This window comes from Sphingomonas sp. S-NIH.Pt3_0716, assembly GCF_003950715.1.
Lineage (GTDB): Bacteria > Pseudomonadota > Alphaproteobacteria > Sphingomonadales > Sphingomonadaceae > Sphingobium > Sphingobium yanoikuyae_A.
Genome location: NZ_QLJK01000013.1, coordinates 125,148 through 138,898 on the forward strand (window position 1 = coordinate 125,148; position 13,751 = coordinate 138,898).

Genomic DNA, 13,751 nt, shown 5'->3' on the forward strand with positions numbered 1-13,751 from the left:
CAAGCCTTACTGACCCAATTCCTTTTCGCCTGTCGCCTTCGCTGTCTCCTTAAACAGCGACAGGCGCGGAAATATGGGCCTGCGGCGCATAATCCTGCACCTCGAAATCCTCGATGCCATAGTCGAAAATGCTCGAAGGCCGGCGATTGATCCGCAGCTTCGGCGCGCCAGCCGGGGTGCGGCTGATCTGCTCCTCCACCAGATCGGCATGGTTGAGGTAGAGATGGACGTCGCCGCCCTGCCAGACCACCTCGCCCGGTTCCAGATCGCATTGCTGGGCCAGCATCCGGGTGATCATCGACAGGCCAAAGATGTTGAAGGCAAAGCCCAATCCCAGGTCGCAGCTGCGCTGGAAGAGCAGGCCGTTGAGGCGGCCGTCCGAAACCTGGAACTGATAGGTCATGTGGCAGGGCGGCAAGGCCATCTGCGCGACTTCCGCGACATTCCAGCCGGTGAAGAGCAGCCGGCGCGAGCCGGGGTTGGTGCGAATCGCCTCGACCAGTGCTGCGATCTGGTTGTGGCCCTGCGCCGCCCGGCGGAACAGGCCGTCCCCGGCCGGCTCGTAGCGCGGCCAGTTCACCCATTGGGCGCCATAGACCGGGCCAAGATCGCCCCATTGCCGGGCAAAGGCCTCATCCTCGATGATTCGCGCCTCGAACGCGTCGCGGTCGATATCCTCTCCAGTCGCCTTGCGGTAACTGTCGAGCGGCCAGTCGGTCCAGATATGGACATTCTGCTTCACCAACTCGCGGATATTGGTGTCGCCGGTCAGGAACCAGAGCATCTCGCGCGCGGCGACCTTCCAATAGACCCGCTTGGTGGTGAGCAACGGCACCGCGTCGTCCGCCAGCGAGAATCGCAAAGTCGCGCCCAGGATCGATCGGGTGCCGACACCGGTGCGGTCGATCCGCTCGTCGCCATGGCGCCAGATATGGCGCATCAGGTCGAGATATTGCTCTTCATAATGGGGCGGCTGCGGCGACATGGCGTGCAAGGTCGATGATCCTGGGATGGGAATGAATCTGGGCGTCCCGTCCATGTAGCATCCCCCCTGCCCCGCTGTCCCGACCAAAGGTCGCACCATAACGGATGCGACTGCCGGCCCGGCCTGCCCCGTTCCGCCACTACGGATCATTCCGCGTCTCCGCTCCCGGCGCATTGCTGACAGGCTGCGTGCCCAGGGGGTGCGATGCTGACATTGATAATTCTCGACGAGGACGGCCAGCCGCGCGACCGGCTGCACCCCGATGGCAACTGGCCCTGCCTGGTCGCGCATCTGCTGGCCAGCGATGCGCGACGGGTCATCCTGCACCAGCGGCGGCACACTGCGGCGCCGCAGCCGGTCGATATCGCCCTGACCCGCAGCCTGCACCGCCGGCTGCGGGCGCTCGACATCCACCTGGCCGACCATCGGATCGACACGCCGAGCGGCTGTTTCAGCTTCCGCGATGCGGGTCTTTTGTAGAATTTTCAAAAAAGCGCATCAGGTGGCTTGCCAGCCCTCAAACCCCTCTCTATAGGCGCACTCCTGCCTTACGGGGCCGCCCCAAAAGCGGCTTCGGCACCGGTCGGGGAATAGCTCAGCCTGGTAGAGCACTGTCTTCGGGAGGCAGGGGCCGGAGGTTCGAATCCTCTTTCCCCGACCAACTTATTCGTTCGGACTTCGGTTCGGGACGATAAGCAGAAATACCCCGGACTTCCATCGGAAGTCCGGGGTATTTGCGTTCTGTTTCCTTGCATGCCCTTTGGACCGCGGACCGACCGAGGGCATAACGAACCCGGTTCGGTACGCCCCCTGTCCTGACTTCAAGAGCCTATTACTTCTCGGTTGCCGGCACCGCCAATTTGGCAATCGCGTCGATCAAGTCGGCGACCTTGAAGGGCTTTTCGATCACCGGCACCGCATCGAACGCCTCGGGCAGATGATCGCGCCCATAGCCGCTGACGAACAGGAAGGGTATGGCCCGGTCCGCCAGGACACGCGCAACCTGCTCCACGCCCTCACCCTGGAGATTGCCGTCAAGCAGCACCAGGTCGCATTCCGCCTGATCGATCAGGGCCAGCGCATCGGCCACAGTCGCAGCCTGCCCGACGATATGGCCGCCGGCATCCTCCAGCGTCGCGGCCAGTTCGAAGGCGACCAGCGGCTCATCCTCGATCAGCAGCAGCCGGCGGCCATCCAGATGCGCCTTGCCGTCACTGCCACTGGCGCTCGCGCCCTGTTCGCGGGGCGCCGGACGCGCCTTCTTGCGCAGGCGCGGGCTGGAGGCATAGGGCAGCGTCAGCGTCCATCCCATGCCCTCGGCGCCGTAATGGGGCTGGGCACTGCCGCCGTCGGAACGCAGGCTGCGCTCGATCAGCGCGGTGCCGAAGCCGCGACGGCTGGGCGGCGAAACCGGGGGGCCGCCGCGTTCGCGCCAATCCAGAACCAACTGGTCATTGGTCAGGCGCCATTCCAGCTCGACACGGCCGGCCGGGGCCGACAGCGCACCATATTTATGGGCGTTGGTCACCAGTTCGTGCAGCACCAGCGCCAGGTGCAGCGCCGGTTCGGGCCGCAGATCGACCTCCGGCCCGTTCCAATGGAAGCGTTCTCCGTCGATCGCGCCGATCGTCACCTGCCCCTCGATCAGATCGCCCAGCCGCGCGGCCTGCCAGGTTTCGCCGCTCAGCAGCGAATGGGCGCTGGCCAGCGCATGGATGCGACCGATGAAGGTCGGGGCGAAATCGGACGGGCCGGACGAATGGCGCAAGGTCTGGGTGGCGATCGCCTGGACCGACGCCAGCGTGTTCTTCACCCGGTGGTTGAGCTCGCCGATCAGCAGCTTCTGCGTCGCCTCCGCCCGCTTGCGTTCGGTCACGTCGAGGATCTGCAGACTGATCGAGAAAAGCCGGCCGGCGGCATCGCGCAGCGCCGAGCAATAGCATTCGCAATCGAGGGTCAGTCCCTCGGCCGTGTGGAAGCGCAGCAGGCGGTTGGTGCGCGGCACGGTGCCGGCGATCATCTCGTCCATCAGGCCGGCAAAGTCGCCGCGCTGGCTGTCGTCCAGCCATTTGAGTTCGGACGCGCCAAAGCCTGCCACCTCTGCCGCACGCCAGCCGAACAGCCGCTCCGCTCCCTTGGACCAGGCGACGACATGGCGCTGGGCGTCGATTTCTACGATCGCCAACGGGCTGTTGTCGCCATGGGCCTGAATGCGGGCCAGCGCCGCGGCATGGCTGTCCCGTTCCCGCGCCAGTTCCTGCCGCTGCTGGAACAGTTCGACGAACAAGGCGACCTTGTGCCGCAGGATATGGGGGTCGACCGGCTTGAACAGATAGTCGATCGCGCCGCTTTCATAGCCGCGAAACTGGCGTCGCTCGTCGGTCGCCACGGCGGTCAGGAAGATGATCGGCACACGCCGGGTCCGTTCCGTGCCGCGCATCAGTTCCGCCAGCTCGAACCCGTCCATGCCCGGCATCTGCACGTCGAGCAGCGCCAGCGCGACATCCTCCACCAGCAGCAGTTCGAGCGCCTGCACGCCCGACCGCGCCTTGATGAGGGTCACGCCCTCGTCCGCCAGCAGCGCTTCAAGCGCGGTCAGATTTTCCTCGACATCGTCGACCGCCAGGATCTTGGTGGGCTCAGGCTGCATGGTCGAGCGCCTTCAGATCCTGCAGGTTGCGGCGATAGATTTTCTCGCCCTCGTCGAAATCGGCAAAGCCATCGGAATAGCGCGAGAAGCGCAGCGTTTCCTTCGAGCCCAGCCCGAGGAAGCCGCCGCGGACCAGCGATTCCCCGAACAGACCAAGCGCGCGGTCCTGCAATTCGCGATCGAAATAGATGAGCACATTGCGGCTGGACACCAGCTGTACCTCCCCGAAGACCTGGTCGCTCGCCAGATTATGTTGTGCAAAGACCGCGCGGCGACGCAGCGTCTTGTCGAAGACGGCAGCGCCATAGGCGGCAGTATAATAATCGGACAGCGAGGCCTTCCCGCCCGCAAGCCGATGATTCTCGCTGAATTGCGGCAGGCGATCGATCGCGTAGATGCCCGCTTCCGCCTTTTCGAGCGCGGCCGGGCTGATGTCGGTGCAGTAGAAGATCGTGCGATCCTCCAGCCCTTCCTCGCGGAACAGGATCGCGAGCGAGTAGAATTCCTCGCCATTGGCGCAGCCGGCGATCCACACCTTGAGCGAGGGATAGGTCTTGAGATGCGGCACGACCTGCTCGCGCAATGCCCGGAAATAGGCGGGATCACGGAACATCTCACTCACCTGGATGGTGAGGAAGCCCATCAGGTCGGCGAATACGGCGGGATCGCGCAGCAGCAGATGCTGAAGCTGGGACAGGCTGTCGCAGCCATGCTGATGCTGGGCACGAGCCAGTCGGCGATGCAGCGATCCGCGCGAATAGCCGCGAAAGTCGTAATGATAATGGCGGAAGATCGCTTCGAGCAGCAGGTCGAGCTCCAGCTCGTCCCGCGGCCCGAAATGCTCCTCCATCAGCGCGGCATCCATACACGCACCAGGCTGAGCAACTTGTCGACGTCGAGCGGCTTGGCGAGATAATCGTTGGCACCGGCCGCCAGACATTCCTGCTGGTCCTGCGCCATCGCCTTGGCCGTGAGCGCGATGATCGGCAGGCCCACGCCCCAGCCCTGCTTGCGGATTTCGCGCATCGCGGTCAGCCCGTCCATTTCGGGCATCATCACGTCCATCAGCACGAGATCGACCTTGGGCGCATCGGCGCGCGCAGCCTCTTCGAGCGCGACAAGCGCCTCGCGGCCATTGCGTGCGATACGGACATGAACCCCATGGGGTTCGAAAATGCTCGTGAGGGCATAAACGTTCCGTATATCATCCTCGACAACCAGAATATTTTTGCCTTCCAGCGCCTCGTCGCGGCTGAGCGAACGGGCGATCAACTGCTGCTGGGGTTCGGGCAGCTCCGACACCACCTGATGCAGGAACAGCGTCACTTCATCCAGCAGCCGTTCGGGCGACTTGGCGCCCTTGACGATGATCGACTTGGAATAGCGGCGCAGGCGCAGTTCCTCCTCCGCGCCGAGGTCGCGGCCGGTATAGACGATGACTGGCGGGAAGCCGACGCTGTCGTCCGCGCTCAACCGTTCGAGCAGGTCGAAACCGGACGCATCGGGCAGGTTGAGATCGAGCACCATGCAGTCGAAGGTCTCGCGGCCCAGCATCTCGAAACATTGGGCGGCCGAATGGGCCTCCAGCGTCTCGACCTCCCGCGAGGCGAGCAGCAACTTGATGCTCTCGGCCTGCTGGGCGTCATCCTCGACCACCAGAACCCGACGCATGCGCTGAGCCATGCGCGCCTCCAGCCCTTCGAGCATGTCGATCAGCGCGTCACGCTTCACCGGCTTGAACAGATAGCCGATCGCGCCGCTGGCCAGCGCCGCCTGGCTGTCATCATCGACCGACACGACATGGACCGGGATGTGGCGGGTGCGCATGTCGCGCTTGATCCGGTCGAGTACCGACAGGCCGGTATGGTCGGGCAGGTTCATGTCCAGGATCACGGCATGGGGCAGATATTGCCGAGCCATCAGCGCGCCTTCGTCGGCGGTGCCGGCGATCAGGCACTGGAAGCCCTGTTCATGCGCGATGTCGCACAGGATGCGGGCAAAGACCGGATCATCCTCCACGATCAGGATCAGGCGCGAATCCCCGGACAGGGTTTCGCGATCATCCTGGGTATCGACCAGGCTGGCGACACGCTGGCGCGCGGGCGCCACCGGCTGGGGCCGCGGCGCCTCGGCCAGGCTGATCGAAGGCAGATGGCTGAGCGCGGGATCGAAGCGATCGGGCAGCAGCAGCGAGAAGGCACTGCCCTCGCCCGGCTGGCTTTCGACGCGCAGTTCGCCGCCCAGCAGCCGCGCCAGTTCGCGCGAGATGGATAGGCCAAGGCCGGTGCCGCCATATTTGCGGCTGATCGTGCCATCGGCCTGGCGGAAGGGTTCGAAGATCAGCTTCTGCTGCGCTTCCGCAATACCGACGCCACTGTCCTGCACGGTGAAGGCGACCCGGCCATCCGCATGCCGGCCGACGGTCAGCGCGACCTCGCCCCGATCGGTGAACTTGATCGCATTGGACAGGAAATTCTTCAGCACCTGCTCGACGCGCTGCGGATCGGTTTCGATCTCGACCGGATCGGCGCCGGCGGCGAGGCGGAAGGACAGGCCCTTGGCCTGGGCCGAGGGCGCGAAGATCGCCTGCAGCTTGTCCAGCATCGGCGCGATCCGCACCGAACGCGGCTGCAATTCCAGCTTGCCCGCCTCGATCTTGGAAATGTCGAGAATGTCGTTGATCAGGGTCAGCAGATCATTGCCCGACGTCTCGATCGTCTCGGCATGGCGCACCTGATCGGCGCTGAGATTGCCGGCCCGGTTTTCCGCCAGCAGCCGTGCCATGATGAGCAGCGAGTTGAGCGGCGTGCGCAGCTCATGGCTCATATTGGCGAGGAATTCGGACTTGTAGCGGCTGGCCTGATCCAGCTCGGCGGCCTGTTGCTGGAGCGACAGCTGGGCGCGGGCGAGATCGTCGCGCTGCGCCTGCATGTGACGGGCCTGCTCCTCCAGCTGGACATTGGTCTGTTCCAGCTCGCTCTGCTGCGCCTCCAGCCGGGAGGCGGAGTCCTGAAGCTGGCGGCTCTGGGTTTCCAGCTCGTCATTATTGGCGCGCAGTTCCTCGCCCTGGGCCTGCAATTCCTCGGCCTGGCGCTGGGTTTCCTCCAGCGCGTCCTGCAACCGGGCGCGAAAACGGGCCGAGCGCAGTGCGATGCCCATGCCGGCGCTCGCTTCCTCCAGCAGTTCAAGCACGCGGTCATCGACCGGATCGAAGGCGCCCAGTTCGAGCACCGCATTGACGACGCCGTCGGTCACGGTCGGCACGATCAGCAGATGGCGGGGACGATCGCGGCCAAAGGCTGAGCCGATCGTCAGATAATGATCGGGCACATCATGCAGCAGTTGCGCCCACCCTTCAGCCGCGACCTGACCCAGCAGGCCTTCCTTGGCGACGAAGCGCTGCGGCATGTCGGCATCGGCCGGCACGCCGAGCGTCGCGACGCGGTTGAACTGGCCTTCCTCGCCCTTGAACAGGGCACCGCCCTGGAAGCCGAGATAGCGCGCGAGGAAGGCGAGGATCGCCTCCCCCAGCTGCTCGACGCTCTGGTCGCCACGCATGGCGTCGGCCAGCCCCAGATGCCCCGCCTGCAACCAGGCCTGGCGCGCGCGCGCCTTGCTGTTGCGGCGTACCAGCAGATAGACGGCGATGGTCAGCACCACGCCCAGAAGGCCGGTGACGAGGCCCGACATGATCGCGGTCTGCGAGGCCGATGCCATGTCGGCGAGGCGGATTTCCCGCAGTCGCAATTCCTCACGCGCCATCGTGTCGAGCTGGGCCCGGACGGCGTCCATTTCCTGCTTGCCGCGGCCGGTGGTAACGATCGTCAGTGCCTGGATGATGCTCTGGTTGCGCCGCGCCTCGATCGTTTCCCTGAGTTCGGCAAACTTGGCATCGACATGACGCCGCAGGCGGGCGAGATTATTCTGCTGGGTCGGGTTGTCGCGGGTCAGCCTGGCCAGCGCATCGAGCCGGCCGGGCATGGTCGCCACCGCATTCTCATAGGGCTCCAGATAGCCGCGATCGCTGGTCAGCAGATAGCCGCGCTGGCCAGTCTCGGCATCCTGCGCGGTCGAAAGCAGTTCATCGAGCGCGATCAGCACATTATGGGTATGGCGGATCGCCCGGTCGCTCTCGCCCAGGCCCTGAATATTGAGATAGGCGACAGCGCCGCTTACCAGGAAGAAGGCAATCCCGAGGAACAGGCCCAGCGCCGCCCATGCATCCGTGCGCCCGCTGACGGAGCCAAATTTCGCCTTGCCCATTATCATCCTGTTGTCGTTGCCGTGACGGAGGTGCCGACTAAGGGGCATTTCCGCACGAAAGCAAGCGCCACCTTGCGCCGGAGCGCCAGGGCTGATCGAGATCAACCTATTGATGCGCCTGATCGCATCCCGAGCACCCGCGACCATTGCGCACAGGCTGCACCATCGCCATCATCGCGCGACACGGAGTGGCGGGAGGCCGGGGATGGAGACGATCGGGCGCGATCTGCGGGAGATGCAGCGTGTGCCGCTGACGGCCGAGCATGTCGCGGCGCTGCGCGCCGAAGGCAGCGAGGCCATCTATCCCGCCGGCACCTATATCGTCCGGCCCGGCGACCCGGTCGACCGCTTCATCTATGTCGAGGATGGCGAGATCGAGGTGGTCAATCCGTTCGGCGAGGAACGGCATGTTCCCTCCACCATCGGGCCGACCCAGTTCATGGGCGAGATATCCTTCCTGAGCGGCGGCAGTTGGTCGATCCCGATGCGTGCGGCGCGTGACACCCGCGTGCTGGAAGTGCCGCGCCCGGCGATGCTGCGGCTGATGGCGGCGATCCCGGAGATGTCGGACATCATCATCACCGTGCTGGCGGCGCGACGCCGGCGACAGCTCGACATGGGCGACAGCACCCTGGTGCTGATCGGCGAGGATGAGGACCGGGCGGTGCGCTGCATCGCCGAGTTCGCCAGCCGCAACCGCCTGCCCTACACATCGCACACCCTGGGCAGCGACGATGCCCGGCGGGTGGCGGCCAGTTGCGGCGCGCAGGCGGACCAGCCTGCCGTGATCTTCGGTCGCGACAATGTCGTTGCCGATCCCACGCCCGAGAAGGTCGCCCGGCTGTTCGGCCTCGATCGCGGCTTTACCGAGAATGAGACGGTCGACCTGCTGATCGTGGGCGGTGGGCCGGCCGGCGTGGCGGCCGCCGTCTATGCCGGGGCCGAAGGGCTCAATGCGCTGGTGGTGGAGGATATCGCGATCGGTGGCCAGGCCGGCACGTCGAGCCGGATCGAAAATTATATGGGCTTTCCCACCGGCATTTCCGGCGCCGACCTCGTCTGGCGCGGCGAGGTGCAGGCGATGAAGTTCGGCACCCGCTTCCTGATGCCGCGCCGGGTGACGGCGCTGGAGGAAACCGGCGACGGCCATTATTGCGGCGTCTTCGACAATGGCCAGCGCATCTGCGCCCGCGCGGTGCTGGTCGCGACCGGCGTGGAATATCGGCGCCTGCCGATCAACCGGCTCGCCGATCTGGAAGGGGCCGGCATCTATTATGCCGCGACCGAGAATGAGGCCCGCTATTGCCGCCAGGCCGAAGCGGTGGTGGTCGGCGGCGGCAACAGCGCCGGCCAGGCGGCGATGTTCCTCAGCCGCAGCGCGCGCCATGTCCATCTGCTGGTGCCCGGGCCTTCGCTCGCTTTGTCGATGTCCAGCTATCTGTCCAGCCGGCTGGAGGCAGACCCGGCGATCACCATTCATTATGACACCGAAATTGACACATTGCATGGCGATGCGCAGCTCGACGCGGTGACGATCCGCAAGACCGACGGTAGCGCGCGCGAGATCGCCTGCTGCGCCCTGTTCATCATGGTCGGCGCGGCGCCCAATACCGGCTGGCTGTCGGGACTGGTGGCGCTGGACGACAAGGGGTTCGTGCTGACCGGCGATGCGGTCGAGGCCCCCTCCCCCTATGAAACCTCACGCGCCGGCATCTTCGCGGTCGGCGACGTGCGTGCCGGATCGGTGAAGCGCGTCGCTTCTGCCGTAGGCGAAGGATCGGTCGTGATCTCGCGTATCTGGAGCCATGTGAATGACGGGGCGGTCAGGCCGCGCGCTGCAGCTTCTCCCGCAACGTCACCAGCGACCGGTTGAGCGCGGCGATTTCCTCGATCGAGATGCCGACGGCCTCCATCAGTTCGGCGGGGACGCAAGTTGAGACGTCCTGTGCCACCGACTGCCCCTGCTGCGTCAGGCGCACCCGCACCACCCGTTCGTCGGCCGTGTCGCGCTGGCGGGTGACGAGGCCCGCCGCCTCCAGCCGCTTGATCAGCGGGGTCAACGTATTGGATTCGAGGAAGAGCTGACCGCCCAGCGCGCCGACCGTCTGGTCATCGCGCCGGGCCAGCGCCACCATCACCAGATATTGGGGATAGGTGAGGCCGTAGCGATCGAGCAGCGGCTTGTAGAGCCGGTTGAAGGCAAGCCCGGTCGAATAGACGCCGAAGCAGAGAAAATCGTCGAGCGCGCCGCGCGCGGTATCTTGGGCAGTCATGGCGGGGGTGGTCATGGCGATACTCCTTGCCCCGAAATATAAATCGCACGCGATATGATCGCAAGGGTTGACGACTCAGATCGGCAGGCACATATAGATCGCACGCGATTTAATCGCAGATGATTAAATGAAAGGACCGATCGATGAGCAGCAAGATCGTCTATTCCACCAGCGCCACCGCAACCGGCGGCCGCGACGGCAAGGCCGCAACCACCGATGGCAGCTTCGCGGTGACGCTGGGCACGCCCAAGGAACTGGGCGGCAATGGCCAGGGCAATAATCCCGAACAGCTGTTCGCGTCGGGTTATGCCGCCTGCTTCCTGGGCGCGATGAAGTTCGCCGCCAGCCAGGACAAGGACCTGCCCCGCGTGCCCGCCGACGCCAGCGTCACCGCCACGGTCGGCATCGGCCCGCGCAGCGACAAGGGCTTTGGCCTGGACGTCGCGCTGGAAATCAGCCTGCCGGGCGTCGACAAGGCTGCGGCCGAGGCGCTGGTCGCCGAAGCGGACACGATCTGCCCCTATTCGCACGCCACCCGCGGCAATATCGACGTGCGCCTCAGCGTCGCCTGACGCGCGGCGACCTGCCACAAAGAAAAAGGGCGGCCCGTGCGGGCCGCCCTTTTCATCATCAGCCGATCATCATCAGGCTGGCATTGCCGCCCGCGGCGGTCGTGTTGATGGAGGTCGATACCTCCTCCAGCAGCCAGTCGAGATGCCAGGCGCGCTCGTCGCCGGGCGCGGCTGCGTGGACGGTGACGATCGGCCCATCCAGTTCGGCCACCGCCTGGGTTGCGGCGAGGATCTGGTCGACATCCCCCTCCACCAGCATCGCGGCGAAAGGCGCGTCCGGCTGGGCGAGGAAATGGGCGGCGACGCTGGCGGGCAGGCCCTGCGGCAGCGGAGCGCCCTCAATCACGGCGCGATTGCCGGTCGCCAGCACGGCGGCCATCTGGGCCAGCAGGCCGCGCCGCGTGCCCGGACGCAGCAACAGCAAGCCACGCGGATGCAGCGCATAGAGGTTGGTCTCGCCGACCGGGCAGGGCAACGCCAGTTCGACGCCGAGCGCCGACGCATCGCCATAATGGCGCGCGACCGCCGCCGCTTCATGATCGTCCTGCGCCTCCAGCCAGCTGACGAAATCATGGATCGGCGAAGCGAGATAGCCGACCCGCTCGGCAAAGACCGGCGCGGTGCGGGTCAGGCGGCCGAGATAGAGCGGTCCGCCCGCCTTTGGCCCGGTGCCAGACAGGCCGCGCCCGCCGAACGGCTGAACCCCGACGATCGCGCCGATGACGTTGCGGTTCACATAGATATTGCCGGCCTTCACCCGCGCGGTGACGCGGGCCACCGTCTCGTCGAGGCGGGTGTGCAGGCCGAAGGTCAGGCCATAGCCGGTGGCGTTGATCGCATCGACCAGCGCATCCATCCGCTCGCGGCGGAAGCGGATGACGTGCAGCACAGGGCCGAATATTTCGCGGCTGAGGTCCGCGATGCTGTCCAGTTCGATGATGGTCGGCGCGACGAAGGTGCCGTGCGCCGCCTCTTCGGGCAGTTCCTGCTGCTCGACCTTGCGGCCGAGCGCGCGCATCGCGGCGATATGCTGTTCGATGCCCGCCTTCGCCTCGGCCGTGATGACCGGGCCGGTGTCGACCGCCAGCCGATCGGTACGGCCGATGCGCAATTCCCTGAGCGCCCCCTTCAGCATGGTGAGGGTGCGATCGGCGACATCCTCCTGCAGGCACAATATGCGCAGCGCCGAGCAGCGCTGGCCGGCGCTGTCGAAGGCGGAGGCGATGACGTCGGCCACCACCTGTTCCGCCAGCGCCGAACTGTCGACGATCATCGCATTCTGGCCGCCGGTTTCGGCGATCAGCGGGATCGGCTTGCCCGCGGGCGAGAGGCGGGTGGCGAGCTGGCGCTGGATCAGCCGGGCGACCTCGGTCGAGCCGGTGAACATGACGCCTGCCGTTTCCGGCGCAGCGACCAGCGCGGCGCCGATCCGGCCGTCGCCGGGCAGCAGTTGCAGCGCATCGCCGGGCACGCCGGCTTCATGCAGCAGGCGCACGGCTTCGGCCGCGATCAGCGGGGTTTCCTCGGCGGGCTTGGCCAGCACCGGATTGCCGGCGACCAGTGCCGCCGCGACCTGTCCGGTGAAGATGGCGAGCGGGAAGTTCCACGGGCTGATGCAGACAATCGGCCCCAGCGGCGCCTGATCCGGGCCGAAGGTGCCGCGTGCCTGCGCCGCATAATAGCGCAGGAAATCGATCGCCTCGCGCACTTCGGCGATGGCGTTGGGCAGCGACTTGCCCGCTTCGCGCATGATGAGGCCCAGCAGCACCGGCATCCGGTCCTGCATCGCGTCGGCCGCCCGCTCCAGCAGGACGGCGCGATCGGCGACCGACGTGTTGGGCCAGCAAGCGTTGGCCGCGCGAATCGCGGCGGCGCGGGCGTGATCGGCGCTCGCTTCCCAGACGGTGCCGACAATGTCGCGATGGTCGGCGGGGTTGCAGACCGGGCGGGCTTCCCCTTCCCCGCCCTCGGGCGCGGCGGTCCAGGCGATGGTGGCGCTGTGCTGCAGCGCCTGTGTCAGCTTAGCTAGCGCGCCTTCATCGCTGAGGTCGATGCCATCGGAATTTCGGCGATCGGGATAGAGGCCGGCGGGCGCGGCGATCTGGTCGTGCCGGGCGCCGGGATGCGGCATGGCGCGAACGATCTCGACCGGGTCGGCGATCATCTCCTCGATCGAGACATCGGGATCGGCGATGCGGTTGACGAAGCTGCTGTTCGCGCCATTTTCCAGCAGGCGGCGGACGAGATAGGCGAGCAGGGTCTCATGCGTGCCGACCGGCGCATAGATGCGGCACGGACGGTCGAGCTTGTCCTTGCCGACGACCTGTTCATAGAGCGGCTCGCCCATGCCGTGCAGGCACTGGAACTCATATTTGCCGATCGCGAAGTCCGGCCCGGCCATCTGGTAGATGGTGGCCAGCGTCTGGGCATTATGGGTCGCGAATTGCGGGAAGACGGCATCAGGTGCGGCCAGCAGTTTCCTGGCGCAGGCGACATAGGCGACGTCGGTATGGACCTTGCGGGTATAGACCGGAAAATCGGCGAGGCCGTCGACCTGCGCGCGCTTGATCTCCGCATCCCAATAGGCGCCCTTGACCAGGCGCACCATCATCCGGCGATTGGCGCGACGGGCGAGGTCGATGATCCAGTCGATGACGAAGGGGCAGCGCTTGCCATAGCCCTGGACGACGAAGCCCAGGCCATCCCAGCCGGCAAGGTCGGGATCAAGCGCCAGGCTTTCGAGCAGGTCGAGCGAGAGTTCGAGGCGGTCGGCCTCCTCCGCGTCGATGTTGAGGCCGATGTCGTAGCGCTTCGACAGCAGCGCAAGCTGCTTCACCGCCGGCAGCAATTCGTCCATCACCCGGTCGGCCTGCGCACGAACGTAGCGCGGGTGGAGCGCCGACAGCTTGATCGAGATGCCGGGGCCGGCATAGATGCCGCGCCCGGCCGACGCCTTGCCGATGGCGTGGATCGCCTTTTCATAATCGGCATAATAGCGCGCGGCGTCG

Annotated in this window: 9 protein-coding genes and 1 tRNA gene; 4 read left to right on the top strand and 6 right to left on the bottom strand. The window is 66.0% G+C overall.

Translation table 11 applies throughout. From position 1 onward, the window contains the following. Positions 1-49: 49 nt before the first annotated feature. On the bottom strand, positions 50-985 hold the full coding sequence (thyA, locus tag BRX37_RS12670; protein WP_125987386.1) for a thymidylate synthase: 936 nt from the start codon (positions 983-985) through the stop codon (positions 50-52). 204 nt (positions 986-1,189) lie between these two features. Here thyA and BRX37_RS12675 point away from each other — a divergent pair, with 204 nt between their 5' ends. Together BRX37_RS12675 and BRX37_RS12680 are read left to right on the top strand one after the other, a co-directional pair. Continuing rightward, entirely contained in the window at positions 1,190-1,465 is a 276-nt protein-coding gene (locus BRX37_RS12675; protein ID WP_125987364.1) for a JAB domain-containing protein, read from the top strand. Positions 1,466-1,569: 104 nt separating this feature from the next. After that, a tRNA-Pro gene (locus BRX37_RS12680) sits at positions 1,570-1,646 on the top strand. A 171-nt stretch (positions 1,647-1,817) separates the two neighbouring features. Here BRX37_RS12680 and BRX37_RS12685 read toward each other — a convergent pair. From BRX37_RS12685 to BRX37_RS12695, 3 genes are read right to left on the bottom strand one after another with little or no spacing between them, the layout of a single operon-like run. After that, positions 1,818-3,635: a response regulator gene (locus BRX37_RS12685; protein WP_125987366.1), complete on the bottom strand. Its 1,818-nt coding sequence runs from the start codon at positions 3,633-3,635 to the stop codon at positions 1,818-1,820. Beyond that, positions 3,625-4,500 (bottom strand): CheR family methyltransferase, encoded by an 876-nt coding sequence (locus tag BRX37_RS12690; protein ID WP_048937350.1) that lies wholly within the window; start codon positions 4,498-4,500, stop codon positions 3,625-3,627. Before BRX37_RS12690 ends, BRX37_RS12685 begins: the two co-directional genes overlap by 11 nt. Beyond that, entirely contained in the window at positions 4,485-7,898 is a 3,414-nt protein-coding gene (locus BRX37_RS12695; RefSeq protein ID WP_125987368.1) for a response regulator, read from the bottom strand. Before BRX37_RS12695 ends, BRX37_RS12690 begins: the two co-directional genes overlap by 16 nt. Positions 7,899-8,103: 205 nt before the next feature. On the opposite strand from BRX37_RS12695, the gene BRX37_RS12700 reads away from it, so the two are divergent. Continuing rightward, entirely contained in the window at positions 8,104-9,771 is a 1,668-nt protein-coding gene (locus tag BRX37_RS12700; RefSeq protein WP_125987370.1) for an FAD-dependent oxidoreductase, read from the top strand. Here the strand turns inward: BRX37_RS12700 and BRX37_RS12705 are convergent. Next, positions 9,722-10,186 (bottom strand): MarR family winged helix-turn-helix transcriptional regulator, encoded by a 465-nt coding sequence (locus BRX37_RS12705; protein ID WP_125987372.1) that lies wholly within the window; start codon positions 10,184-10,186, stop codon positions 9,722-9,724. The genes BRX37_RS12700 and BRX37_RS12705 overlap by 50 nt on opposite strands. A gap of 128 nt (positions 10,187-10,314) precedes the next feature. Between BRX37_RS12705 and BRX37_RS12710 the strand changes: the two genes are divergently transcribed. Next, positions 10,315-10,743: an organic hydroperoxide resistance protein gene (locus BRX37_RS12710; RefSeq protein WP_125987374.1), complete on the top strand. Its 429-nt coding sequence runs from the start codon at positions 10,315-10,317 to the stop codon at positions 10,741-10,743. Between the two features lie 58 nt (positions 10,744-10,801). On the opposite strand, the gene putA is transcribed toward BRX37_RS12710, so the two are convergent. Beyond that, a partial coding sequence (gene putA, locus BRX37_RS12715; RefSeq protein WP_125987376.1) for a bifunctional proline dehydrogenase/L-glutamate gamma-semialdehyde dehydrogenase PutA occupies positions 10,802-13,751 on the bottom strand: 2,950 nt, incomplete at its 5' end.

Bases quoted from the DNA above. Each gene is read 5' to 3' on its own strand.
- BRX37_RS12705 (WP_125987372.1), bottom strand. From the start codon at position 10,186: ATGACCACCCCCGCCATGACTGCCCAAGATACCGCGCGCGGCGCGCTC.
- BRX37_RS12675 (WP_125987364.1), top strand. From the start codon at position 1,190: ATGCTGACATTGATAATTCTCGACGAGGACGGCCAGCCGCGCGACCGG.
- BRX37_RS12700 (WP_125987370.1), top strand. From the start codon at position 8,104: ATGGAGACGATCGGGCGCGATCTGCGGGAGATGCAGCGTGTGCCGCTG.
- BRX37_RS12685 (WP_125987366.1), bottom strand. From the start codon at position 3,635: ATGCAGCCTGAGCCCACCAAGATCCTGGCGGTCGACGATGTCGAGGAA.
- thyA (WP_125987386.1), bottom strand. From the start codon at position 985: ATGTCGCCGCAGCCGCCCCATTATGAAGAGCAATATCTCGACCTGATG.
- BRX37_RS12695 (WP_125987368.1), bottom strand. From the start codon at position 7,898: ATGGGCAAGGCGAAATTTGGCTCCGTCAGCGGGCGCACGGATGCATGG.
- BRX37_RS12690 (WP_048937350.1), bottom strand. From the start codon at position 4,500: ATGGATGCCGCGCTGATGGAGGAGCATTTCGGGCCGCGGGACGAGCTG.
- BRX37_RS12710 (WP_125987374.1), top strand. From the start codon at position 10,315: ATGAGCAGCAAGATCGTCTATTCCACCAGCGCCACCGCAACCGGCGGC.